Source organism: Mycobacteroides saopaulense (genome assembly GCF_001456355.1).
GTDB classification, from domain to species: Bacteria; Actinomycetota; Actinomycetes; order Mycobacteriales; family Mycobacteriaceae; genus Mycobacterium; species Mycobacterium saopaulense.
The window spans coordinates 4,339,050-4,362,214 of record NZ_CP010271.1; the positions used below are offsets into that span (position 1 = coordinate 4,339,050).

Annotated in this window: 25 protein-coding genes; 4 read left to right on the forward strand and 21 right to left on the reverse strand. The window is 64.0% G+C overall.

The window, feature by feature from the left end; genetic code table 11:
• Positions 1-211 precede the first annotated feature (211 nt).
• On the reverse strand, positions 212-1,804 hold the full coding sequence (gene fadD5, locus MYCSP_RS21560; protein ID WP_083017524.1) for a fatty-acid--CoA ligase FadD5: 1,593 nt from the start codon (positions 1,802-1,804) through the stop codon (positions 212-214).
• A gap of 11 nt (positions 1,805-1,815) precedes the next feature.
• Positions 1,816-2,622 carry an enoyl-CoA hydratase gene (locus MYCSP_RS21565; protein ID WP_088415075.1) on the reverse strand — a complete coding sequence of 269 codons (807 nt, stop codon included), beginning with the start codon at positions 2,620-2,622 and terminating at the stop codon, positions 1,816-1,818.
• 104 nt (positions 2,623-2,726) lie between these two features.
• On the opposite strand from MYCSP_RS21565, the gene MYCSP_RS21570 reads away from it, so the two are divergent.
• The gene (locus MYCSP_RS21570) at positions 2,727-3,404 is read left to right on the forward strand and encodes a GntR family transcriptional regulator (protein WP_070911761.1); all 678 of its coding nucleotides are present in this window, start codon (positions 2,727-2,729) and stop codon (positions 3,402-3,404) included.
• Here MYCSP_RS21570 and MYCSP_RS21575 read toward each other — a convergent pair.
• From MYCSP_RS21575 to MYCSP_RS21585, 3 genes are read right to left on the reverse strand one after another with little or no spacing between them, the layout of a single operon-like run.
• Positions 3,372-3,875 (reverse strand): SRPBCC family protein, encoded by a 504-nt coding sequence (locus MYCSP_RS21575; protein WP_070911760.1) that lies wholly within the window; start codon positions 3,873-3,875, stop codon positions 3,372-3,374. The genes MYCSP_RS21570 and MYCSP_RS21575 overlap by 33 nt on opposite strands.
• 4 nt (positions 3,876-3,879) lie before the next feature.
• Entirely contained in the window at positions 3,880-4,797 is a 918-nt protein-coding gene (locus MYCSP_RS21580) for an alpha/beta fold hydrolase (RefSeq protein WP_088415077.1), read from the reverse strand.
• A 13-nt stretch (positions 4,798-4,810) separates the two neighbouring features.
• Complete coding sequence (locus MYCSP_RS21585; RefSeq protein ID WP_088415079.1) at positions 4,811-5,497, reverse strand: TetR/AcrR family transcriptional regulator; 687 nt, start codon at positions 5,495-5,497, stop codon at positions 4,811-4,813.
• A 151-nt stretch (positions 5,498-5,648) separates the two neighbouring features.
• Between MYCSP_RS21585 and MYCSP_RS21590 the strand changes: the two genes are divergently transcribed.
• Positions 5,649-6,815 carry a low temperature requirement protein A gene (locus tag MYCSP_RS21590; RefSeq protein ID WP_083017530.1) on the forward strand — a complete coding sequence of 389 codons (1,167 nt, stop codon included), beginning with the start codon at positions 5,649-5,651 and terminating at the stop codon, positions 6,813-6,815.
• On the opposite strand, the gene MYCSP_RS21595 is transcribed toward MYCSP_RS21590, so the two are convergent.
• From MYCSP_RS21595 to MYCSP_RS21660, 14 genes are all read right to left on the reverse strand, one after another.
• Positions 6,812-7,195, reverse strand: a complete 384-nt coding sequence (locus MYCSP_RS21595) for a hypothetical protein (protein WP_083017532.1) — start codon at positions 7,193-7,195, stop codon at positions 6,812-6,814. The two genes, MYCSP_RS21590 and MYCSP_RS21595, sit on opposite strands and share 4 nt — an antisense overlap.
• An 86-nt stretch (positions 7,196-7,281) precedes the next feature.
• The gene (locus tag MYCSP_RS21600; protein WP_070911756.1) at positions 7,282-8,727 is read right to left on the reverse strand and encodes an NAD(P)(+) transhydrogenase (Re/Si-specific) subunit beta; all 1,446 of its coding nucleotides are present in this window, start codon (positions 8,725-8,727) and stop codon (positions 7,282-7,284) included.
• Positions 8,724-9,041: an NAD(P) transhydrogenase subunit alpha gene (locus MYCSP_RS21605; protein WP_030097415.1), complete on the reverse strand. Its 318-nt coding sequence runs from the start codon at positions 9,039-9,041 to the stop codon at positions 8,724-8,726. The genes MYCSP_RS21600 and MYCSP_RS21605 overlap by 4 nt, the downstream gene beginning before the upstream one ends.
• Before the next feature lie 2 nt (positions 9,042-9,043).
• Positions 9,044-10,141, reverse strand: a complete 1,098-nt coding sequence (locus tag MYCSP_RS21610) for a Re/Si-specific NAD(P)(+) transhydrogenase subunit alpha (protein ID WP_070911755.1) — start codon at positions 10,139-10,141, stop codon at positions 9,044-9,046.
• A 99-nt stretch (positions 10,142-10,240) separates the two neighbouring features.
• Positions 10,241-11,266: a glutathione S-transferase family protein gene (locus tag MYCSP_RS21615; protein ID WP_088415081.1), complete on the reverse strand. Its 1,026-nt coding sequence runs from the start codon at positions 11,264-11,266 to the stop codon at positions 10,241-10,243.
• Between the two features lie 41 nt (positions 11,267-11,307).
• Positions 11,308-11,994: a hypothetical protein gene (locus MYCSP_RS21620; protein ID WP_083017535.1), complete on the reverse strand. Its 687-nt coding sequence runs from the start codon at positions 11,992-11,994 to the stop codon at positions 11,308-11,310.
• A complete protein-coding gene (locus MYCSP_RS21625) occupies positions 11,991-13,565 on the reverse strand; it encodes a hypothetical protein (protein WP_088415083.1) in 1,575 nt (524 codons plus the stop codon). Before MYCSP_RS21625 ends, MYCSP_RS21620 begins: the two co-directional genes overlap by 4 nt.
• Before the next feature lie 11 nt (positions 13,566-13,576).
• Positions 13,577-13,873 carry a hypothetical protein gene (locus tag MYCSP_RS21630; RefSeq protein WP_083017539.1) on the reverse strand — a complete coding sequence of 99 codons (297 nt, stop codon included), beginning with the start codon at positions 13,871-13,873 and terminating at the stop codon, positions 13,577-13,579.
• Positions 13,874-13,951: 78 nt separating this feature from the next.
• The gene (locus MYCSP_RS21635; RefSeq protein ID WP_088415085.1) at positions 13,952-14,878 is read right to left on the reverse strand and encodes a class I SAM-dependent methyltransferase; all 927 of its coding nucleotides are present in this window, start codon (positions 14,876-14,878) and stop codon (positions 13,952-13,954) included.
• Between the two features lie 12 nt (positions 14,879-14,890).
• On the reverse strand, positions 14,891-15,817 hold the full coding sequence (locus tag MYCSP_RS21640) for a class I SAM-dependent methyltransferase (protein WP_088415087.1): 927 nt from the start codon (positions 15,815-15,817) through the stop codon (positions 14,891-14,893).
• A 9-nt stretch (positions 15,818-15,826) separates the two neighbouring features.
• Entirely contained in the window at positions 15,827-16,726 is a 900-nt protein-coding gene (locus tag MYCSP_RS21645) for an SAM-dependent methyltransferase (RefSeq protein WP_088415089.1), read from the reverse strand.
• A 2-nt stretch (positions 16,727-16,728) separates the two neighbouring features.
• Positions 16,729-17,661 (reverse strand): class I SAM-dependent methyltransferase, encoded by a 933-nt coding sequence (locus MYCSP_RS21650; protein ID WP_088415091.1) that lies wholly within the window; start codon positions 17,659-17,661, stop codon positions 16,729-16,731.
• Positions 17,662-17,808: 147 nt separating this feature from the next.
• The gene (locus MYCSP_RS21655; protein ID WP_083017550.1) at positions 17,809-18,567 is read right to left on the reverse strand and encodes a crotonase/enoyl-CoA hydratase family protein; all 759 of its coding nucleotides are present in this window, start codon (positions 18,565-18,567) and stop codon (positions 17,809-17,811) included.
• A 45-nt stretch (positions 18,568-18,612) separates the two neighbouring features.
• Positions 18,613-19,704, reverse strand: coding sequence for a phosphotransferase family protein (locus MYCSP_RS21660; protein ID WP_083017552.1), 1,092 nt, complete (start codon positions 19,702-19,704; stop codon positions 18,613-18,615).
• A 103-nt stretch (positions 19,705-19,807) separates the two neighbouring features.
• Here MYCSP_RS21660 and MYCSP_RS21665 point away from each other — a divergent pair, with 103 nt between their 5' ends.
• A complete protein-coding gene (locus MYCSP_RS21665) occupies positions 19,808-21,088 on the forward strand; it encodes a nucleoside permease (protein ID WP_083017554.1) in 1,281 nt (426 codons plus the stop codon).
• On the forward strand, positions 21,085-21,924 hold the full coding sequence (locus tag MYCSP_RS21670; RefSeq protein WP_088415093.1) for a tyrosine-protein phosphatase: 840 nt from the start codon (positions 21,085-21,087) through the stop codon (positions 21,922-21,924). The genes MYCSP_RS21665 and MYCSP_RS21670 overlap by 4 nt, the downstream gene beginning before the upstream one ends.
• Before the next feature lie 15 nt (positions 21,925-21,939).
• Here MYCSP_RS21670 and MYCSP_RS21675 read toward each other — a convergent pair whose 3' ends face one another.
• A complete protein-coding gene (locus tag MYCSP_RS21675; protein ID WP_083017558.1) occupies positions 21,940-22,419 on the reverse strand; it encodes a DUF456 domain-containing protein in 480 nt (159 codons plus the stop codon).
• 11 nt (positions 22,420-22,430) lie between these two features.
• Positions 22,431-23,156 carry a hypothetical protein gene (locus MYCSP_RS21680; protein WP_088415095.1) on the reverse strand — a complete coding sequence of 242 codons (726 nt, stop codon included), beginning with the start codon at positions 23,154-23,156 and terminating at the stop codon, positions 22,431-22,433.
• Between the last annotated feature and the right edge of the window lie 9 nt (positions 23,157-23,165).

The window sequence follows — 23,165 nt, forward strand, 5'->3', positions numbered from 1 at the left end:
TGTGTCGGTGCAGCGCCGCAGCATGATCCGAAGCACCACCTGAGTCCCTTTCATCAGCAAACGCAGCCCACCAGCTCAGTGGCTTTGGTCACGTGGCCCCTCCGTTGTGACGCCAATTACTGGAATGTACAGTGCGTGCAGTTCTATGTACTGCGCTTCACCAAATTTTTCTGAATCCAGATTCATATTTGCTGCGGCTCCCCCCACGGCATTACGCCTCGGTGCCGTATCGCTGCCGCAGCTCGGTCTTGAGCACCTTCCCCGACGGATTGCGCGGCAGCGCATCCACGACCACGAGGTCCTTGGGATGCTTGTACCGCGCCAGTCGTTCGGTGAGGAAGACGTCGAGTTCGCCGATGGTCAATCCCTCGCCGTGGATAGCCGCCACCGCGACCGGCACCTCCCCCCACTTCTCGTGGGGCCTGCCGATCACCGCAACCTCGGTGATCAACTCGTGCTCAGCAAGCACGTTCTCCACCTCCGCGCAGTAGATGTTCTCTCCACCGGAGATGATCATGTCTTTCTTACGGTCCACTACCCACACGAAACCATCTGCGTCCTGGCGCACCAGGTCCCCCGAGTGAAACCAGCCACCCTCGAAGGCCTCTGCGGTAGCCGCCGGGTTGTTCCAATAGCCCTGCATCAAGGTGGGCGCCCGGTACACGATCTCTCCCACCTCGCCGACCGGTACATCATTCATGTTGTCGTCGACAACCCGCGCCGAAACCGTGGGAATCACCCGTCCGACAGAGCCCATCTTTCGGATTGCGTCCTCCCCCATGAGCATGCAGGTCACCGGCGACATCTCGGTCTGCCCGAACGCGGCCAGGATCCGGGCATCGGGGAACGTCTCGGACATCGTCCTCAGCAACACATCGCTGGCCGGAGCGGCGCCCCAGGACAGGGTTTTGAGCTTCACTTTGCGCGGGTTTGCTCGTTGTGCAGCGCAGACCGCCTGCCACTGCGCCGGAACCAGGAAGATCCCGGTGACTCCCTCGGCCTCCAGCACATCCAGCAGAGCACCGGGATCGAAAGCCCCGAGCGGATGGATGACCGTAGGCAGTCCCAGCAGCAACCCCGTGATCATGTTGCCCACACCCGCGATGTGGAACATGGGCACACCGATGAATCCCACATCCGTATTCAGGTCGACGGTGGTGCTCAGCAGATAGGTCATCGCCTGGCCCGAAAGGTTGAGGTGGGTCAGCACCGCGCCTTTGGGTCGGCCGGTCGTTCCGGAGGTGTACATGATGAGCGCCGGGGTATCGCCGGGTAGATCCACCTCGGGGTGTGCTTCGCCTTCCTCGGCGACGACCTCCTCGTATCCGAGCGCACCGTCCTCCGACTCCGAACCGGCGACGATGACCGTCTCCAAGGCCGCCACCTGCTGACGCACCGCGGCGGCCACCGGCGCCAGCACCGTCTCCGTGATCGCCACCTTGGCCCCGCTGTCCTGGACCAGGAACGCGATCTCGGGCGGGGTCATGCGGAAGTTCACCGGGATCGCGATGGCACCGAGTTCGTTGATGGCAAGCCATGATTCGACATACTCCGGGCGGTTGAGCATGAGAATCAGTACGCGGTCCCCGGATCCGACGCCGCGCCGGGCGAGCGCGTCGGCCAGGGATTGCACACGCTGACTCAGTTCACCCCAGGAGATGCTGCGGCCCAGATAGCGGATGGCGGTGGCATTGGGTTGCATGAGTGCGTGCCGCGCCAGCTGGTTACACCAGTTCTGCCGCCGCGCGCGGTACGGCTGGTCGAGTCCGGCGGACTGGGTGATTGCGTCGATCATGTCGGTCACAAGCTCTCCTACTAACTGAAGTTGGGGCGTCGGCCCTCAAGGAACGCGGCGAAGCCTTCCTGGGCATCGGGCGAGGTCAACAGCTCGATTTGCCCCTCCCGCTCACGGGCGATGGCCTCGTCGAACAGCTTGAGCGACACCGAGTTCATGGCTTGCTTGGTCAGCTGCATTGCACGCCTCGAGCCGCGAGCCAGCCTGCGCGCCGACTTATCGACGCGCCCGCGTAACTGGTCTCCGGGCAACACCTCGTTGATCAGCCCGGCCGCGAAAGCGTCTGCGGCGTTGAGAGGTTGGGCCAACAGCGCCATGGCGTTGGCCTTCACGCGGCCGATCGAGGCCGATACCAGCGCACTCGATCCGCCATCGGGCATCAGCCCGATGTTCGCGAAGGCCAGCAGGAAGAAGGCCTTGTCCGCCGCGTAGATCAGGTCGCACGCCAACCCCACCGAGGCGCCGATGCCGGCGGCCGCGCCTGTGACCTCCGCGATGGTGGGTACCGGGCAATTCAGCACCGCGCGCACCAGGCGCTCGGCGTTATCCATCGTCAGTTCGGCCGCCTGCTGCGGGGTCAGCTCGCCGGAGCCCGCCGCCAGCTCGGCCACATCGGCACCCGCTGTGAAGGCATTGCCCGCCGCGCCACCGCTGATGACGACGACACGCACTTCCTCACGCCCGGCGACAGACTCCAGCGCTTCGATCAGGCCCGCCGTGGCCGGCCCGTTGAGCGCATTCATCCGATCGGGCCTGGTGAACGTGATTCGCATGATGCCGTCGTCGACGGATACATCGGGTGCGCCGACAGGTTCATCGGAACTCAAATCACTGCCTCCTGGATTGTCGCTTCGTCGCGTCCGCACAAATATATTTGATATGACTTTAGATGCAAGGGCGTCACCACAAATGGAAATGGCAGGCAGATCGGATGAAATCTCCCCGGGTGCAGACCCGCGAAATCCGTAGGCCGCAGCTGTCCGAGGAAGTTGCCGGCCGGCTCCGGGCCGCGATCATGACCGGTGAGCTGCGCCCCGGCGAATACATCCGGATGGATGAGACGGCCGCCCAGCTGGGTGTGAGTGTCACCCCCGTCCGGGAGGCACTGCTGACGCTGCGCGGAGAAGGCCTGGTTGAGGCCGTCCCTCACCGCGGATACATGGCCGCCGCGTTGAGCCGGGCCGATATCGAAGACATCTTCGCGCTGCAGGCTCACCTCGCCGTGGAGCTGGCCAAGTCCGCGGCCCGACGCATAACCCCGGAACAGATCGATACCCTGGCAGATCTCAACGACACCCTGCGCAATGCCGGTTCACCCGAATTGATCTCGGTCGCGGAGTTCGAGTTCCACCGATTTCTCAATCATGTGGCCGATCGCCCCAAGCTGGCCTGGTTCTTGCTGCAGGCCACCCGGTACACACCACACATGATGTTCGCCTCGGCCGACGCGTGGGCGCGGCACGCGGTGGACGCGCACGACAAGCTCATCGCAGCACTGCGCGCGGGCGACCTGGCCGAGGTAGTTGCCCAAACCGAGGTTCAGTTCGTCGACGGCGCACGCCGCCTGATCGAATACCTAGACGGCGCCGGGATGTGGTCCGGGGGGTAACACCGGCTCGACCGGCGCGGACGGCTGCAGCTGACCGGAGGCGATGGCTTCGGCACGACCCTTCAGACCCTCGGCCAAATGTTCGAGGACCTGATTGGCGAGCTTCTTGACCATCGGCTTCGGGATCGGCAGCTTGGTCTCGACATCCATATCAACAGTGAGCAGGCATGTCGGCCCCATCGGGACGATCGAAAACGTCTGTTCCTGCTTCTCGAAGATGTCACTCTCCAGCAGGCGCGTCGCCACCTGGGCGGCGTTGAGATACGCGATCTCGGCGACGTTGGTCGTCGACATGCCCGTCATCTCCACCTTCAGCCGCACGATGTGGGGGCGTCCATCCGGAAGACGGTTCAGGATCTCGACGCTGGTGATCTCCTTGTTCCACTCGGGGTAGGCCTCGTAGTTGGTAACGATGGAGACGATCACCTGCGGCGGCGCGGCCACCTCGACGGTCTGACTGACGACTGGCATTGCCTCACTCTACCTTTGCAGTTGGCGAACCCAGGAACTCACGCACGAGTTCGTACACCACATCCGGGCACTCCAGGTGCACGAAATGTCCACCGCCATCGATGATTTCAACGCTGCGGTCGGGTAAATCGGGGCGCGCAGACTGTACCAACCGCTGGGTCATGCACCCATCGTCGCGGCCATGCAGATAGAGCAGTGGGGTGCGTGCTCCGTCCAGCAGGGATCGCTGGGTCTTCCAGTACTTGCGTGACGGGAACAGAGCTCGCCGAATGTTTGCGCGGTAGTAGCCGATCACCGCCCGACGGTTCCCCTTCTGGAGCATCGCCTCACTGGTGTACAGCACGTCCGCGTGCGCCTCGTATCCCGGCGACCATCTCCGCCAGTACAGACGCAATAGCCAGGGCAGCAGCAATTCGGGCAGCACCGGAACCTGGTGGAACAACGTGTACCAACTCATCAGCAGCTGCCGTCCGGCCACACCGGGCCATCCGGCCGGCCCGATCGACGAGAGGTTCGAGCCGAGGACTTCGAACGGCGGGACGGCCATCGTGACCATCCGGGCGAACGGCGACCGGCTGCTGCGAGCGAGAGCGTTACCCACCAGCGCGCCCCAGTCATGGCCGATGTAGATCGCCCGTTCGTCGCCACCCAGCACCGCATGGATGTCCAGGATGTCCTGCATCAGGGCGCCCAGGCCGTATTCGGCGTCGGCGGGTATTTCACTGGGTGCGTAGCCGCGGGTGAACGGCGCCACCACACGCCATCCGTCTGCGGCCAACCTCGGCCCCAGCAGACGCCAGGTGTGGGCGGAATCAGGGAAGCCGTGCCCGCAGATCACCAGCGGTCCGTCCGGCGGGCCCCAGGACAACGCCTGCAATCTGACGTTGGGCAGATCCAAGGTCAGGAGGGAGTCAGCGGCCACTACCGGTCCGCCGCTACGGGGTGCCGTCAACGGACGCCGCCGATGCGACGCCCAACGGATCGTTTATTCGCGTGGCTTCGTCCCGGATCAGCCCGCGCAGCAGCGTGGTACTGAACTCCACGGCGATCTCCTGCGCGCTGCGACGCCCACTCGGGTTGAGCCAACGATAGGAGCCCAGCACCATTCCGATGTAGCCGAGCGCCATCACGTGCGAGTCGCATTCGACGAACTCTGAGCTGGCGATGCCGCGCTCGATGATGTTCTGAACCCGCTCCTGCACCATGTCTTCGCGCTTGCGGATCTCGGCGACCTGCTCAGGTGAGAGCCATTCCGAGAGGAACGGATTCTCCTGGAAGTACACCGCTCCCTGCTCGCGGTTCGAGAAGATAAGCGCGAGCATGCGGCTCGTGCATTGATACAGCGACTCACGCGCGGACCATCGTGGATCGTCCTGCAGACAGGCCAGGGTCTCCTCGGCCGCCTTGAAGTAGATCTCGTACAGGATCAGCGCCTTGGACGCGAAGTAGTGATAGACCGTCGCCTTGTTCAAGCCGGCGACATCGGCGATATCGTCCATTCGGGTGCCGTGGTAGCCCCGAGCGGCGAACAACTTGGACGCCACGGCCACCAGTTCATCGCGGCGGCCCGCACGGCGCTGCGATGAGCTGCCTGCCTTTGAGGCGTCGGGGACCGGTTGCATGGTGCCTCACTATATGCGCAGGGTTTCCACGCGCGGACGAAATCCCGATCAACTGGTTGGATTAGTACGCCCACATGTTCGCCGGCTCTGGCGCCCTCGGCACGTTAAGCTGCCCACGTCCGCCGCCCTTTCGACACCGGTAGGTAACCACATGATCAGTGGCCTGCGTGCCATGGTGGCCCGCGATCCCGCGCAACCGCACCGCGCGGCCACCCCGCTCGAACTCCTCTTCGACCTAGTCTTCGTGGTCGCCGTCTCTCGCGCGTCCGGCGCTTTGCATCACTTCTGGGCCGAGGGACATTTCGTCGAGGGACTCACCGGATACGCGATGGGTTTCTTCGCGATCTGGTGGGCCTGGATGAACTTCACCTGGTTCGCGAGCGCCTTCGACACCGACGACTGGCTGTACCGGTTGATGACCTTCGTGCAGATGGCCGGCGCGCTCACCATCGCCGCAGGCGTCGAGCGCGCGATGACTGGGGCCGACTTCGGCGTCGTCATCGCCGGATACGTGTTGATGCGCCTCGCGGCGGGCAGCCAATGGCTGCGCGCGGCGATCAGCGATCCCACCATGCGCGCCACCTGTCTGCGCTACGTCGCGGGCATCGCCATAGTCCAGTCGGCCTGGGTGTGGTGGGGACTCTTCGCACCCGAGCATCTACGTTTCGGGCTTTTCATCGCGATCGCGCTGGCCGACGTGTCCGTCCCGCTGTTCGCCGAGCGCACCGCACCGACGACATGGCATCCCGTACACATCGCGGAGCGCTATGGCCTGTTCACACTGATCGTGCTGGGCGAGTCCATCCTGGCCTCGGCGAATTCGATCATCGGTGGCGCCGAGGAGGCAGACCACGCCGGCACCATGATCAGCATCGCGGTATCCGCCCTCGTCATCGTCGCCGCGGTGTGGTGGATCTACTTCGACGAAGAGCAGGAGTGCAAGGACTCCTCGCTACGCGCGAGCGTGCTGTGGGGCTACAGCCATTACTTCATCTTCGCCTCTGTCGCCGCGATCTCGGCCGGGTTCGAGGTAGCGGTCGATGAGGGGCTCGGCAAGAGCCATCTGAGCCCCACCACCGCGGCGCTCACCATCACCGTCCCGTTCGCCATCTATGTCGTGCTGGCGTGGCTGGTGCTGCTGCTGCAGCGCCGCGACACCATACTGAACGTCGGGCTACCGACGATTGCCGTTGCCTCCGTGGCGATCTCATCGCTACCACATGCGCTCTACTGGCTCGCCGGGTTGGCGGCATTGGCGGCAGCGCTGGTGACCTGGCGACGCGTCGAGGACACCGAGCATGCACCCGCCGCCCCTTAACGGACAGGGCACACCCGATCCAGGGCCGCCATGGTGTTGACCGCGGCGGCCACGTCTTCACCAGGCGGCGCCAACACCCCGTCCACCGAGGTCTGAGCGGCCATCGCGTCCGCGTAGTGCTCCGCGGCCCCCGCGGCCTCCAGTGCGCGGTCTCGCACCGTCAGGTCTGAGGTCTCCCCCGCCGCCGTCCGAAGCAAGACGGCTATCGCCCGGTTCCGTGCGACAGCGGTCTGGCGAACCGCCACCCCGTTCTCGTGCGAGAGCTGCCGAATCTGCGTCCGCGCGCGATCGACAGAGGCGCAGTCGTGAGAGTCCGCCGCGGCCGGCGCCGGGCTCAGCAGGACGCACAGCCCGGCCAGTACGGTCAGTGGCCCACGCATAACCCCTTCATACGCCGAGTGGGAACCTAACGAGGATTTCCGGCCGGATTCCACGCGAGGTCCCACTCGGTCGCACAGAGTTTGCGCTACAGCGCCTTCAGCTCTTCGATGACCGCGGACACCGACTTCTTGGCATCCCCGAACAGCATCGAGGTCTGCGGTTGGAAGAACAGCGGGTTCTCGATGCCGGCGTAGCCCGAGCTCATCGAACGCTTGAGCACGATGACCGAGCGCGACTCATCGACATTCAGGATCGGCATGCCGTGAATCGGGCTGGACGGGTCGTTGCGTGCCGCCGGGTTGGTGACGTCGTTGGCGCCGATCACGATGGTGACATCGGTCCGGTTGAACTCGCCGTTGATGTCGTCCATTTCCTTCATGGCGTCGTACTCGACATCGGCCTCGGCCAGCAGGACGTTCATGTGGCCGGGCATCCGACCCGCAACCGGGTGAATGGCGTACTTGACCTCGACACCCTTGCTCTCCAACAGATCCGCCATCTCCTTGACGGTGTGCTGAGCCTGCGCGACGGCCAGACCGTAGCCGGGCACCACGATCACTTGGTTGGCGTAGGCCATCTGGATCGCGGCGTCGGAAGCCGACGTGGCCTTGACCGTGCCCTGCTCGGCCGAACCGCCCGCGGCGGCGGTGTCACCGCCACCGAACGAACCGAACACGATGGCCGGGATCGACCGGTTCATCGCGACGGCCATCAGATTGGTCAGGATCGAACCGGAGGCGCCGACGATCATGCCGGCGACAATCATGGCGGTGTTGTTCAACGCCAGACCAGCTGCGGCAGCGGACAAACCGGTCATCGCGTTGAGTAGTGAGATGACCACCGGCATGTCGGCGCCGCCGATCGGGAAGACCACGAACAGACCCATCACACCGGCGAACACCAGCACCGCGACGATCCACCACTCCGGCAGGCCGGGGTGCAGCCCGATGTAGACGGCGGTACCGACGGCGGCCAGCAGCAGCAGGATGTTGGAGGCCTGGAAGAGCTTGGCGGAGGCCACCAGCCGCTTCTCGACGTTCTTCGGGATGGACTCCTGCAGTTTGGCGAAGGCCACCAGCGAGCCCCAGAACGACACCGAACCGATGATCGCGGCGAACAGCGATCCCACCACCAGAGCGACGGTCGGCGACTGGTCCGGCTTGAACTCCGAGAAACCCTTGGTCTCAATGAATTCCGACCAAGCGATAAGCGCGACGGTGCCACCACCGACACCGTTGAACAACGCTACCAGCTGCGGCATGGCGGTCATCTTGGTCTTCAGCGCGGGCGGGATGCCCAGCACGACACCAATTCCCAGACCGGCACCGATCAGGATCCAGTCCAGCGTGGTGGCGGTCTCGCTGACTTTGATCAAGGTGGCGAGGACGGCGATACCCATACCGACGGCGGCAATCCAGTTGCCGCGCACCGCGGTCTTGGGTCCGGTCAGCCCGGACAGGCCGTAGATGAAGAGGGCGAACGCGGCGATGTAGAGAACATCGACGACGTAGTTGAGGCTTTCGCTGCTCACTTGGCCGCCTCCTTCTGCTCAGGCTTCTTCGACTTGAACATGCCCAGCATGCGATCGGTGACCAAGAAGCCACCGATCACGTTCAGGGTTCCGAAGATCAGCGCGACGAACGCGATGATCCGTGTGCCCCAGCTGGCGTCGGCGGGCAGGTTGCCCAGCACGATCAGTGCACCCAGCACCACGATGCCGTGAATGGCGTTGGTGCCAGACATCAGTGGCGTGTGCAAGGTGTTGGGCACCTTGGAGATGACGGCGAATCCGACGAACCCGGCAAGCACCAGGATCGCGATGTTGGCCAGTAGCTGTCCGTACATGTCTAGGAGACCTCCCGGGTGACGCAGGAGCCCGCGACGATTTCGTCATCGAAGTCCGGCGCCAGGGCACCGTCCTTGATGAGGAGCTCGAGAACGGACGTGATGTTCTTGGCGTACAGCTCGCTGGCGTGCTCCGGCATGGTGGCCGGCAGGTTGAGAGGCGAGGCGATGGTGACACCGTGCTTGACGACGGTCTGGCCGGGCTCGGTCAGCTCGCAGTTGCCACCGGTCTCGCCCGCGAGGTCGACGACCACGGAGCCGGGCTTCATGCCCTCCACCGCCGCGGCGGTCACCAGGCGCGGCGCCGGGCGTCCGGGAACGAGCGCCGTGGTGATGACGACATCGAATCCCTTGATGGCCTCTTCGAGCGCCTGCTGCTGCTTCTGGCGCTCCTCGTCGGTGAGCTCGCGGGCGTACCCTCCGCCGCCTGCGGCGGTGACGGTACTGCTGCCCAGATCGAGCCACTGGGCACCCACCGAGCGGACCTGATCGGCCACCTCGGGGCGCACGTCGTAGCCGGTGGTGCGCGCGCCGAGGCGCTTGGCGGTGGCTAGGGCCTGTAGGCCGGCCACGCCGACGCCGAGGACCAGCACCAGCGCGGGCTTGACGGTCCCGGCGGCTGTGGTGAGCATCGGGAAGAAGCGGGTCGATTCGGACGCCGCTACGAGCACGGACTTGTACCCGGCGACGTTGGCCTGAGACGACAGCGCATCCATGACCTGTGCGCGGGATATACGCGGAATGGCTTCCACTGCAAAGGCTTGCACACCGGCGCTCTTCAGTGCGCCGATGCTGTTGTCGGCATTGCGTGGCGCCAGGAAGCCGATGAGGGTCTGCCCCGAGCGCAGGCGGGCGACCTCAGCATCCGAGGGCGGCGCCACCTTCACCACGATGTCGGCGGACCATGCGTCGCCCACGGTGGCACCGGCTTCGGTGTACAGCGCGTCAGGCAGCAGAGCACGCTCTCCGGCGCCGCTTTCTATGACGACGTTCACACCCTTGCCAATCAGGCCGGCGATCGCCTTCGGTACCAGCGCGACGCGGCGCTCGTCCTCACCCGACTCTCGGACAACTCCGATAGTGACTGGTTGATCGGTCATCTACTCGCCCTTCACCCTGTGGTGCAGCATGCCGACGGATACTAAGGAAAGGCATGCTTGTTAACAAGTCTTCCGTTTTTGTAAATACTGCAAAGGTCGTTAACCAGGGCAATGACCCTGATCTGGCACGCGTTCCGACTCTCTTGGCGGACCCGGCGGCGTGCCCTCACCGAACGGATTCCCGCCCAATTGCTCGCGGCCGTGCGGGGTGCGCCAGCCACTCAGATCCGGCCCCTTCGGAACCACCCTTGTGGGGTTGATATCAGTGTGCACCACGTAGTAGTGCTCCTTGATCTGTCCGAAATCGACGGTGTCGCCGAAGCCCGGCGTCTGGAACAGATCGCGCGCATACGCCCACAGCACCGGCATCTCGGTCAGCTTCTGGCGATTGCATTTGAAGTGACCGTGGTACACCGGATCGAACCGGACCAGTGTGGTGAACAACCGCACATCAGCCTCGGTGATCGTGTCGCCTACCAGATAACGTTGCCCGGCAAGCCTTTCCGACAGCCAATCCAATGCGGTGAACAGCCGGTCGTAGGCGGCGTCGTACGCGTCCTGTCCACCGGCGAATCCGCAGCGATACACGCCGTTGTTCACCTCGGTGTAGACGCGACGGCTCACCTCGTCGATTTCCGGGCGCAGCTCCACGGGATACAGCTGGGGCGCACCGGGCCGGTGGTATTCGACCCATTCCGTGGAGAAGTCCAGGGTCATCTGCGCATAGTCATTGGTGACGACCTCACCGGTGGACTCCTCCACCACCGCCGGCACGGTGATGCCGCGCGGGTAGTCCGGGTATCGCTTGAGGTAGGCATCGCGGAGGAAGTGGATGCCCAGGACGGGGTCCAGGCCACCCGGGTCCAGATCGAAGGTCCAGCTGCGCTTGTCATGCGTGGGGCCGCAAAGCCCCAGGGATAAAACGTCTTCCAGTCCGAGGAGGCGCCGGACGATGAGCGTCCGGTTCGCCCACGGACAGGCACGCGCCGCGACCAGACGGTACCTGCCGGGTTCCACCGGGTAACCGTCACGACCGTCCGCGGTGATCCGGGTGTCGATGTAATTGGTGTCCCGCTTGAACTCACCGGGCTCGACGTACTTGGTGTTCTCCGGGTTCTGGCTCACACACTCCAGTCTGGCACCGCCTGCGATTGAGGCAACGGCCTTCAGCGGGCCGATCCGTCAGGTTCACCCTTCTCATTCAGCGGCTGGCTACGAGACAGGCCCTCAACCACCCCGTTGGGGAACCCCGGAACATTCTTCTGACCAGAGGCTCCTGCCTGCCGATCCGTCAGGCAGGAGCTCTCCAGGGGCACGCTGGGCAAATCTGGCCAGCCCCTATCCGAGTGATAGGCAGGATAGGCACTGATCCGGGTAAGCAGCTTGAGCGGTCCGCCGTCGTCCTGCGAGTCGGAGACGTATGCCACCAGTTTGGCGTAGGCAGCGTGGTCGAGGTCTTTCGGCGATTTTTCCAAGTTGGCCTCTGCCACAAGACTTTCGCTGTCACCGCTGGGGCTCCAGGTGAATGGCCCCGGCTTGGCAGGTCCACACCGCACATATGTGGGGGTCCATCCGTTCTGCGTGGCTTTCACTATCTCAGCGAGCACCGACGCCTCCGGCGTACTACTGATAGCCTTGGCGCTCTCGCGCGTAATCTTTTCTCGTTCAACGATATTGGTCCCACGGAAACCGCCATGCTTGATTTCGGCAGGCGCCAGCCACGGATCAGCGGCAAGGCTTGCGGAACGCTCAGAGTCGACGCCATTGGCATCGAACTTGCCACGATCACTTGGGCACGAAGCAGCGGTGACGAACACCAGCGCCATCAACGAAGCGGACTTCAGATACTTCATTTGGGAGTCACCGAACCCCAGACACTCCAGCCGGTCGAACCACCGAGGGAGAAGTTTCCGCTCTCGAACTGGGATCTCGGAATCGTCATCATCTGGCCCGAGCTCGGTTCATAGATTCGCATGTTCTCACCCTCCATACCGGTGACCAGGACGACATGGCTCGGATAGGCACCAGTCCCGATGAACAAAGGCACCGATTGACCCGACTGGACTGCCGACGCAACGGATCCGTAGTCACTCGCCCCCGAGAAAGGCGGATGCAGACTCCAGTCGTAGCTAGTCCCCGGCACTCCCGGGCCCCCTGGGGTCCCCATTTCCTCCGCAGCTCCCCACGGCGGAGTACCAAGCCATTCCGGCCAATTGGTCCCGATGCTGGGCCCGACCGCGTTGTTGGTCAGATCGTGCATCTCCTTGGCTGCGGAATGGAACCTCCCCTCGGGAGTCGGCCCTTCCGGCGAGACGACATACGCATCCGTGTGGGGGTTGTAGCCGGTGATGATCTGCATGGCGTACATCGGATCGTTGATCATCTTCGCTACTACCAGCGATGACGACCCACAGGTCGTACCGTCCGGTTGAGCAAGGACACCCGGATTTTTTTGCACGAATACCGTCGGGTCCAGCTCGGCGAGGTCCCCATCACTCATCTGGTCGATCTTCGTCGCGAAACGCTGCAGTGACTCGACGTCGCCTCCCCGCGCCAGAGCCGAGATGATCCAGTTGCGCCGGGCGTCGTCCTTGGCGTTGTCGAGCATCGCCTGCGCCTTGGCACGATCCTCCGGACTCATCGCCGCCAGGTTTGCATCGGCACGTTCTTGTACACCCGGCCGCAAACCGGTCCCGTCCTTGTGACCGTCTGGATCGTTCTTGACGTCCGACCAATTGTTCACCGAGCCGATCGCGCCCGCGGCCACCGAGGTGTGGTCGGGCAACGTGATGCCCTCCACGGCCTTCCCAAGTTCACCCTTGGCGGTGTTCACCGCCTTGTCGGCATCTCCATACGCGCCCGCAAGTTCTTCCACGCCGTGTATGACGTCGCCCACCAGCTTGCGCACATACGGAATCGCATCAAGTGGGTTCTTCGGGATATTGCCCCAGTCGACGTCGTCCTTGAGTGCGGCAAACGCGTTGTGCCACCGATCCCGCGCCTTCTCCATCGCTCCGCCGAAGGTGTCGAGTGAGCCCGCGACGCCCGTGGCGGCCGGACCGATCGTGGTGGACCGCGTCTTGAAATTCGCGATGCTGGTGCGCGCCTTGTCCCCGGTTGTCTCGCCGTACGGATCTCCCGGGGTCCGTCCCCACACGGTGTCCGGGATCGTGTTATGTGCTTGCTGAACGTCGTTGGCGTGCCATTCCCCCATCGCCGGCGCCATTTCCCGCCAACGCGCGGCCACCTCCCGCACGGTCGCGGGGTCCGGCGGAGGGGGCTCGGTGGCCACGGCGATCACTTTCCGGACCGCCCCAACGACCTTCCTGGCGATCGGCCACACCGTGCTTATGCTGATTTCACCGACCTGGCGCAGGTCGGCAATCACCTGCTCAAGCTGTTTTTGTGTGTCGCCCAGGGTCATCGCGCACCGGCCTAGTTGAGCACCGGGAACTTGATTCCGGCGTCACTTAGGTTGCCTGCGTTGCGTTGATCCATCTCGACCAGTGCCTTGGTGCACGTGCGGATGTTCTGCGAGATCTGCTTCTGCACAGCCTCAACCGTGCCCAGCGCACCCGATACCCGGTTGCGTGCAGCGTTCATCGCATCGGTCAAGTCACCGAGGTCCTTGCCTTCGGTGGCGCGCAGCTTACCCTTGGCGAACTCGACGTGTGTATTGGTCGCATCCAGCTGCGACGCGCATTTTTCTGTCGCTACCGGATCGATCCTCATGCGTTCCCCCTCTGAACATGCCCCTTGCGCATGTTAGCCCGGAACGCAGGACCCAGCCAGCCCCTGGGGATAAGCGGACTAGCTGGGTAAAACGGCGGTGAGGTAGTTCCCCTGCTTCACCAGTTCGACGACTTCGTCCGGCAGCTCCGGGATCTGCACCCCGTAGGCCGCGGCCAGTTCCAGAGCATGCGCGCCCCGGACGGTCCACCCACGCGCGGCAAACCAGTCCTGCACGTCGGCTCGGTCTTCGTCGTAGAACAGCGAGCTGATGTCCACCTTCGACATGGGATGGCTGTCGTCGGCGTACTTCTTTTGGACCTCACCCCATTTGGAGATGTCCGGCCGACCGCGAGTCGCCTCGACGGCGATCTGGCTGCCCGATGCCGACAAGGCGACAACCCTCTCGAACAACAGATCTTGAGCGGCGGACGGCAAGTAGACGATCAGCCCCTCCGCCGACCACGCCGTCGGAGCCTCCGGGTCGAAGCCGGCCGCAAGCAATGCGGCCGGCCAATCGTCACGAAGATCCACGGCGACCTCACGGCGGTCACTGGTGGGTGTGGCGCGTTGTTCCTCAAGCACGCGATCCTTGAATTCCAAGACTTTCGGTTGATCCAGCTCGAAGACCTTGGTGCCCTCCGGCCACGGCAGTCGATGCGCACGAACGTCCAGCCCGGCCGCGAGGATCACCGCCTGCTTGCAGCCGGAATTCGTGGCACTCACGAAGAACTCGTCGAAGAATTTACTGCGCAAGCCGATCTGCCGAAATGCCGTCGTGGGGCTCAGGGCCGCCGTCTCAGGATTGTCCAGCAGTCCTATCAAATGCGGTTCGCCGGCGGCACGTACGAAATGTTCCGCGTAGCTGTCCCGCACCAGGGGATCGGTCTGCGCGTTCTCCACCGCGCGTGCCGCGGCCACTCCCAGCGCCGTGAATCCAACGCTCGACACGATGTCCCAGGAATCTCCCTCGCTGCGCGACCAATCCTTGTCTGCGATGTCGGTCATTGATGTGTCCTTTCAGGCCGGCAGGGTGCAGGTCAGGTAGTGCATGGCGCCGGCCAGCTCTCTGATGTCATCGGGGACGTCCGGATATTGCACGCCGTACCGGTCGGCCAGCTCGAACATGTCCAGCCCCTGCGTGTTCCATCCGCGTGCGGAGAACCATTCCACCGGTGGCGTCTTGTCCTCGTCGTAGAACAGTTCGGTGATGTCGATCTTGCCAAAGGTGTCCTTCTCGGACCGATACTTCTGTTCCACCTTGGCGAATTGACTCATGCCCAGCGTGCCTGTCGGCCCTTCGATGGCCGCCCGGCTGCCGGGAGCCGATAGTTCGACGACGCGCTCGAACAGCAAATCTTGTGCCGCGGCAGGAAGATACGGCAGTAATCCTTCCGCCGACCATGCGGTGGGCTGGCTCGGATCGAAACCGGCAGCCGTGAGCACAGCCGGCCAATCATCGCGTAGATCGACCGCCACGGCCCGACGATCACTGGTCGGCTCGGCTCCCTGCTCCGCGTACACACGGTCCTTGAAGGCCAGCACCTCCGGCTGATCCAGCTCATAGACCGTGACACCCGCCGGCCACGGGAGCCGGTGTGCCCGCGCGTCCAGTCCCGCTGCCAGGATCACCACCTGCCGAATACCAGAAGCGGCGGCATCCTTGAAGAACTCGTCGAAGAACCTGCTACGCATACCCATGCCGCGCAGGTATTCGAATGGAGATGCCTGCGGGGCATCGCGTTTGGTGATCGTCTCGATCAAATGTGGCTCGCCCGCCGCAAGGACGAAGTGCTTGGCGTACGGATCCGCGATCAACGCGTCGGGGCGCTCGCTTTCCACGGCCCGCTGTGCGCTGACACCCAATGCCGTGTACCCCACACTGGACACGATGTCCCAGGAGTCACCGTCGCTACGGGTCCATTTTCCTTCGTCGGTACTCGTCATCTCGGCCTCTCAGCGGTCTCGAACTGCGGTGAAAAACTTCTCGCCCATGAGCTTTTCGAATGCCTGGGGTAAATCGTGGAACGGGCGCCCGTAGGACACCGCGGCATCCATCAGGTTGACCTGTGTAACCGTCCAGCCGCGCTCCCCCAGCCAGCTCTTGGTGTCCACCCTAGGGTCGTCGAACCACAGATCGCGCAGATTCGGTTGTGCCTCACCGTCACTGGTGCGCTCCATAACAGTCTTCATGGAGGCCGCAAAGCCGTCCAGCTCGCCAGGTTCGGGGCCCAGCTCGGCGGCCACCCAGCTTCCGGGGGCCGACAACTCGTTCAGCCTTTCAAAGAGCGCATCCTGCGCCCCGCCCGGCAGATAGGGCAGCAGCCCCTCGAGAATCCATCCCGTCGGCGCGTTGGCGTCAAAACCCGCCGCACGCAGGGCACTCGGCCAGTCATCACGTAGGTCGATGGCGACCGTCACGCGCTGGGCGCTGGGCTGCGCTCCAGACCTTCGTAAAACCTCGTCCTTGAACTGCAGGACCTTTGGTTGATCCAGCTCGAAGACGGACGTCACGGCGGGCCACGGCAATCGGTATGCGCGCGAATCCAATCCCGCGGCCAGAATCACCTGCTGCCGCACTCCGGCACCCGCCGCGTCGGCGAAGAAGTTGTCGAAGAAGCGCGTCCGGACACCGACCCACTGCGCATTGAATGCCACGGAGCTCGTCATGTCTCCTGTGGCCACCGCAGCGGCCAGCTTCGGAGACCCTGCGGCGGCAACGAACGCGGCCGCGTGATCGTCATGCGCCAGTGGCGGATCCAACTTCGCGTCGAGCGCACGCGCGGCGGCGACCCCGAGCGCCGTGTAGCCGACGCTGGTGACGATGTCCCAGGTATCTCCGTCGGTGCGCACCACGTCTACGCGCCCAACACCGCAGTGAAGTACCTGCTCTGCCCGATCGCATCGGTCAATTCATGCTGGCCGGCCAGCGGCGCCCGGTCGTAGCGCTCCAACAGTTCGCCGGCGGTGCTCACATCGACGGTCCATCCATGACCGGTCAGCCATTTCGCCGGGTCCTCACGCTCGTCACCGAACCACAGGCTCGACGGCGGCGCGTCCTCCTCCACGATGCTCTTGAAGATGCGCCGCAACACACCCTCCTCGTTCTCCATCGCACTCGACATCCGATCCGCCTGATTCCCAGGAGAGCCGAAATCCTCTACGGCAACTCGGCTTCCGGGCACGGATAGAGCGGCGATGCGCTGGAACAACAGGTCCTGGGCGGCACCGGGCAAGAAGGGAAGCAGCCCCTCGGCCAGCCACGCCGTCGGCTGTGCGGGATCGAATCCCGCGGCCTTGAGCGCTACCGGCCAATCGTCGCGAAGATCTACGTGCAGATCATGAACGGTGGCCGTGGCCTGCACGCTGTGCTTGTCGAGCACCTGCTTCTTGAACTCAAGCACCTTCGGTAGGTCCAGCTCGTACACCGTGGTGCCCGCCGCCCACGACAGTCGGTACCCGCGCACATCCAGGCCGGAAGCCAGGATCACCGCCTGCCGGATCCCGGCGTTCCCGGCCGCCAGGAAGAACTCGTCGAAATACTTCGTCCTCGCACCGAGATAGCTCGAGAACAGCTGCACATCGGGCTCCGCCGCGACGGTCGGATCGTCCAGCAGCTCGGAGAAGATCGGTGCCTCGACTGCCGTCGCCGCGACGAAATGCTGTGCGTAGTCGTCCCGCGCGAGCGGATCGGGCTTGCGCGCCTCTACGGCACGCATCGCGGACACAATGAGCGCGGTGGCACCCACGCTCGTGACGATGTCCCAGGTGTCACCTTCGGTTCTGGCCACAGAGGTCTCCCATCAAACGCGCATGTCAGGCGTGCGTACATATAAATATGCAGGTCAGAGGGTTTTACCAATGACAAGTTTGCACAACTAACTACAGTACGCCGATTGGCTGAGAGCGCCACCGGTCCTTTTTCGGGACTCCCGCAGCTACTTGCCCTTCCATACAGGGGCACGCTTCTCGGCGAATGCCTTCGCGCCCTCCTTGGCGTCCTCGGACACGAAGATCGGCATCAGGATCTCGCCCTGCTTGGCAAATGCCTCCTCGGGTGCCCAGCTCGCCGACTCGATGATGATGCGCTTGGTGGCCGCGACAGCCAGCGGACCGTTCGCGGTGATCTTGGTGGCCAGCTCCAGCGCGGTGTCCAGGGCCTGCCCGTCGTCGACGAGCCGGTTGATGAACCCGTACTTGGCGGCGTCCTCGGCGGTGAAGGAGTCGCCGGTGAGCGCAAGCTCCATGGCGACCTGATAGGGGATGCGATTCGGCAGACGCAGCAGGCCACCGGCCCCGGCCACCAGGCCGCGCTTGACCTCGGGGATACCGAACTTGGCGCTGCGGCCGGCCACCACCAGGTCGCAGGACAGCACCAGCTCGGTGCCACCGGCCAGGGCGAAGCCCTCCACTGCCGCGATGATCGGCTTGCGTGGCGGTACGTTGGTGAAGCCGAGACCGCGCTCGGACAGTACCGCCTCGCCACTCACGAAGGCCTTGAGATCCATTCCGGCGCAGAAGTTCCCACCCGCACCGGTGATGATGGCGACGGACAGGTCATCGGAGCTGTCCAGCTGATCCGCGGCCGCGGCAAGCCCCTGGCTGACGGCCCTGTTGACCGCGTTACGCGCGTCCGGTCGGTTGATGGTGATCAGTAGGACACGGTCACGCTGTTCGATCAGGACTTCGTCGGCCATGGCATTCCTCCGGTAGTGAGCGAGTCGGTGAATTTGTACTTGATGCTAACCAGCAGTCGGAATCAGGCTGCGAGCCACCGAAAGCAGCCTGGGCACTCCCTCTTCCAGCTCAGCGAAGAACGGGTCGTCGGTGGTTCCGGCCAGATGCCGTTGGTAGGACACCTCCAGCAGCGTGGCGAGCTTCCATCCACCCAGCACCTGATAGTAGATCAAATCCTCTGGTGTCCAATAGCTTTGGTCTCCAGTACGCGCTGCTCGGTAGGCCTCGGCGATCTCGGCGTGGGAGGGGCAGCCTTCCTGCGCCGTCACCGAACCCGTGAGCTCCGTCATGGCGATCGGGCCACCCGGCTCAGGGGTCATGTACAGCAGGTACCCCAGATCCGCCAGCGGGTCACCGACTGTCGCCATCTCCCAGTCCAGCACCGCGGTGATCCGCGCCGTCGCCGGATCGACGAGCACGTTGTCCAGCTTGTAGTCGCCGTGCACCACAGCCGACGGCCGATCTCCCGGATAGTTCTCGGTGAGCCATGTGGTGATGGCTGTGTGGTCCTCCAGATCGCGGCCGGTAGGCAGCTCTTTGATCGATTCCCATTGCCCACCCCATGTCTTCAATTGCCGTGCTAGGTAACCGGATTCACGGCCCAGTTTGGCCTCGACCAACCGCATGGAATCGGCGTTGTGGATCTCCGCCAGCGCAACGGCCAGGTCGAGCACCAGCTCGTGGCGCGCCGGGCCGACGAACCATTCCGGCGAGACGTCCCTGATCACCTCGCCTTCCTGACGCTCCATCAGATAAAACGGAGCGCCGAAGATGTCGGCATCGGTGCTGGCCAGGGTCACACGCGGCACGCGTACCGGCGCCGCGCTGAGCGCATCGAGCACTCGGTACTCGCGCATCACATCGTGGGCCCCGGCCTGTAGCCGCCCGAACGGCGGGCGTCGCATGATCCACTGCGTACCAGAGCTTCCCGTGACCACATAGGTCAGATTCGAATGCCCGGCCGAGAGCCTACGGATGCTGACCTCCTCCCCCAGCTCGCGGTTGAGGTACTCCAAAAGGCTCGCGGGAATGGCATCGGCATCCAGCGATTCCTCGCCGGCGGGACCATCAGAGTCAGCGGACACATCTTTGTGCATGGGTCATGTTTACCTGACTCACCAAAGCCCGAGACAGCCACTATCGCGTTCCTTAACCGTTCGCGCTGCCAACTGGGCCGATGTCCCCCAGTATGAGAACCCAATGAACCTCTCTGCCCGCCTCGTCGTCATGAACTTCCTGCAGTTTTTCGTGTGGGGAGCATGGCTGCTGACGCTCGGTGCCTACTGGTTCAACAACAAGCACTGGTCAGGGGCACACTTCGGCGCCACCTTCTCCACGATGGGTATCGCCGCGATCCTCACGCCTCCGATCATGGGCGTGATCGCCGACAAATGGATCAACGCCGAAAAGCTCTACGGCATCGTGCATCTAGGCGGGGCAGCCGCACTTTTCAGCCTTCCCCTGGTGACCAGCCCCACCGTGTTCTTCTGGGTTCTGCTCCTGAACATGCTGTGTTACATGCCGTCGCTGTCGCTGGCCATCACGGTCGCCTTCAACGCCCTCAAAAGCGCCGGCAAGGACACCGTCACCAGCTTCCCTCCCATCCGGGTGTGGGGCACCGTGGGATTCATCGCCGCACTACATACGGTGAGCCTGCTGGGGCTGGAAACCTCGACGGGCCAGTTCTACGTCGCCGGGACGGCGGCGCTGCTCCTCGGCCTCTACGCCTTCACCCTGCCGCCCTGCCGTCCAAAATTGGGCTCGCCGACGCTGGATCGCGCACACACCGCGGTCGCCGACAGATTCGGCCTCACCGCCTTCACGCTCTTTCGTGAGCGCAAGATGGCGGTCTTCTTCATCTTCGCCATGCTGCTTGGCGGAGCCCTTCAACTCACCAACGCCTACGGCGACACGTTCCTGCATGATTTCGCCAACGTCGAGGAGTACAAGAACCTCTTCGCCGTCGAGCATCCGGCCATCATCATGTCCATCTCGCAAATCTCCGAGACTTTGTTCATCCTGGCCATCCCATTCTTCTTGCTCCGCTTCGGAATCAAGACGGTCATGCTCATGAGCATGGTGGCGTGGACCTTGCGTTTCGGACTGTTCGCCTACGGCAATCCCGGGGACGGGCTCTGGATGATCGTACTGTCCTGCATCGTCTACGGCATGGCCTTCGATTTCTTCAACGTCTCAGGCCAGCTGTTCGTCGAGGACCAATGCGACCCCGCGATCCGGGCGAGTGCGCAGGGCCTGTTCATGCTCATGACCAACGGCGTAGGTGCCATGTTGGGCAGCCTCGTCAGCGGGGCTGTCATCGAGTACTTCTTCACCTACCCCGATGGCAGCAAGGATTGGCACGGCATCTGGCTCAGCTTCGCAGGGTACGCATTCGCCGTCACCGTCGCGTTCTTCGTGCTGTTTCGCCACAAACCGGGCGAAGGCGCCGACGAAAAGTCGACCGCTACCGTGGGGGTGTGACGATCTCCAGCGCCGCGACGACGGCGTCCTCCGAAAACAACCCAGACAACCCCGTAGAGGGCATCTGGAACTTCCGGGACGTGGGCGGCGCGGATTCCCCCGTCACCATCCGGCCCGGAGTGCTGTTCCGATCCTCCGAGCTCAGCGGCCTGACCCCGGCAGGCGCCCAGACGCTACGAGCCTTCGGCGTCACCGACCTGTACGACTTGCGCAGCCCCACCGAGATCGCACGCACCGGATCGGACAGGGTGGACAGCGGAATCCGGGTACACGAAGTCCCGTTCGCCACCCCCGCGGCCGGCGAGGAGCGCGCCCCCCACGAGATCGCCTACCGGCAGATGATGATCGAAAGCATGACCGCGGGCCGCAGCCCGGACCCGGCGTCGCAGGTGAACTTCATGCTGGCCGAGTATCGCCGGTTCGTCGAACTCCCCGGCACACTGGTCGCCCTCAAGGCGGTAGCCAGTCAACTCGCCAGCGGTGCAACGGCTTTGGTTCACTGTGCGGCGGGCAAAGACCGAACCGGGCTCCTCGTCGGGTTAGTGCTGCACGCGGTGGGCGTCGACTACACCGACATCGCCGCCGACTACCTGCGCAGCAACGCGGCGATCGGTGCCATGCGGGCGCACATCTCGGCGCAGATGGAAGCCGCCGAACCCGAGCTGGCGCAGACCATGGCGGCCATGCTCTCCGATGAGGTGCTCGGTGTCCGCGAGGAATACCTCGATACCGGATTCAGCCAAGTCGCAAGTGTTTTCGGCACACCGGAGGCGATGCTGGTCGCGGCCGGGGTCGACGCGACAGGCCTCACGACGCTACGCGCCGCGCTTACCTAAACTCTCGCCGCCTGCTCAGACCAGCACAGCGCCGAGCCAGATTCCCGCCGAGACCATCGCACCCACCATCTCGATGCCGATCGACGTGGCCACCGCCTTCACCGCGGTGACGGTCGCTCCCCATGCCTGTTTCTGGCTGCTGCGACGAATGAACTCGGCGAGGTAGATACCGAGCACAAAGCCGATCACCAAGCCCACCACCGGAATTACGAAAAAGCCGACAATCGCCGCGATCCCGCCCACCACCAGACTGAGCGTGGGCACCCCGGCCTCGCGCATGCGCTGCGCGGGCCACACGTACTTGACCACCGTGGTCGCGGCGGCCAGCGCGACCACAATGCCGAGGACCACCCAACCCTTCGTGGTGGATTCGACAAGCGCCCAGACGCCGATGGACAGTACGACCAGTCCCGTGCCGGGAACCATCGGCACCACGATGCCGACCATTCCGATGGCGATTCCCAGGCCGACGAGCAGCAGCCCACCGATAGTCATCGGATGAGGTTCTAGGTCAGCTCGACATCACTGGCAAGCCAGCGGCCATCGACCTTCTCCATCGTTATCTGAACGCGGCTGCGATCCATGCGCGCATCCGGAATCGCCACATTGGAGACCGCCTGATCGATGAACAGCAGCACCTCGACCTTGTCGGCGGTCGCCGACTTCACCGCGGAATCCACCACGACGCCGGTGGCCTTGGCCTTGTTCTCGATCATGACCTGGCGCAGCGTGGTGCTGGACTCGGAGTACTTCTTCTTGAAGTCACCGGTCGACCTGTCCAAGGTATTGCTGGAGCTCTCGTCAAGCTTGGTGCTGTCCACGTTGATCATGACGTTGGCGAATTCCTGTGCCGCGGCCAGTGCCTCACGCGAGGACCGCTCCTCCGTACGCTGCTCTTCGTAGAGCCGACCGATGACGGCCGTTCCGGCGGCGATCGCGATCACCACCACCGCAGCAGCGGTCAAAGCCCAATGGCGCCCCTGCATGCGCTTCGGGCTCTTCTCCTCTTCATCGGGCTCGAGGCTGATGTCTTCGTCGGCATCAGCAGAATCCTCCGGCTCCGCAGACTCCGCGGACTCCTTGGCAGCCGACTCCGCATCGACATCGGTGACTTCTTCGGCGGCGGCCGCTTCGGTTGGCGCGTCGGCCGTCGATTCGGCCTTCTCCGCGTCCGAAGTCACCGCGGACTCATCCGCCTTCTCGGCGTCCTTGCCGGCAGCGTCATCTGCCATGGTTGTTGC

Excerpts from the sequence above, each read along its gene's own strand:
- MYCSP_RS21570 (WP_070911761.1), top strand. The coding sequence starts at position 2,727 with ATGAAATCTCCCCGGGTGCAGACCCGCGAAATCCGTAGGCCGCAGCTG.
- MYCSP_RS21575 (WP_070911760.1), bottom strand. The coding sequence starts at position 3,875 with ATGCCAGTCGTCAGTCAGACCGTCGAGGTGGCCGCGCCGCCGCAGGTG.
- MYCSP_RS21585 (WP_088415079.1), bottom strand. The coding sequence starts at position 5,497 with ATGCAACCGGTCCCCGACGCCTCAAAGGCAGGCAGCTCATCGCAGCGC.
- MYCSP_RS21590 (WP_083017530.1), top strand. The coding sequence starts at position 5,649 with ATGATCAGTGGCCTGCGTGCCATGGTGGCCCGCGATCCCGCGCAACCG.
- MYCSP_RS21595 (WP_083017532.1), bottom strand. The coding sequence starts at position 7,195 with ATGCGTGGGCCACTGACCGTACTGGCCGGGCTGTGCGTCCTGCTGAGC.
- MYCSP_RS21605 (WP_030097415.1), bottom strand. The coding sequence starts at position 9,041 with ATGTACGGACAGCTACTGGCCAACATCGCGATCCTGGTGCTTGCCGGG.
- MYCSP_RS21610 (WP_070911755.1), bottom strand. The coding sequence starts at position 10,141 with ATGACCGATCAACCAGTCACTATCGGAGTTGTCCGAGAGTCGGGTGAG.
- MYCSP_RS21620 (WP_083017535.1), bottom strand. The coding sequence starts at position 11,994 with ATGAAGTATCTGAAGTCCGCTTCGTTGATGGCGCTGGTGTTCGTCACC.
- MYCSP_RS21625 (WP_088415083.1), bottom strand. The coding sequence starts at position 13,565 with ATGACCCTGGGCGACACACAAAAACAGCTTGAGCAGGTGATTGCCGAC.
- MYCSP_RS21630 (WP_083017539.1), bottom strand. The coding sequence starts at position 13,873 with ATGAGGATCGATCCGGTAGCGACAGAAAAATGCGCGTCGCAGCTGGAT.
- MYCSP_RS21635 (WP_088415085.1), bottom strand. The coding sequence starts at position 14,878 with ATGACCGACATCGCAGACAAGGATTGGTCGCGCAGCGAGGGAGATTCC.
- MYCSP_RS21640 (WP_088415087.1), bottom strand. The coding sequence starts at position 15,817 with ATGACGAGTACCGACGAAGGAAAATGGACCCGTAGCGACGGTGACTCC.
- MYCSP_RS21655 (WP_083017550.1), bottom strand. The coding sequence starts at position 18,567 with ATGGCCGACGAAGTCCTGATCGAACAGCGTGACCGTGTCCTACTGATC.
- MYCSP_RS21660 (WP_083017552.1), bottom strand. The coding sequence starts at position 19,704 with ATGCACAAAGATGTGTCCGCTGACTCTGATGGTCCCGCCGGCGAGGAA.
- MYCSP_RS21665 (WP_083017554.1), top strand. The coding sequence starts at position 19,808 with ATGAACCTCTCTGCCCGCCTCGTCGTCATGAACTTCCTGCAGTTTTTC.
- MYCSP_RS21675 (WP_083017558.1), bottom strand. The coding sequence starts at position 22,419 with ATGACTATCGGTGGGCTGCTGCTCGTCGGCCTGGGAATCGCCATCGGA.
- MYCSP_RS21680 (WP_088415095.1), bottom strand. The coding sequence starts at position 23,156 with ATGGCAGATGACGCTGCCGGCAAGGACGCCGAGAAGGCGGATGAGTCC.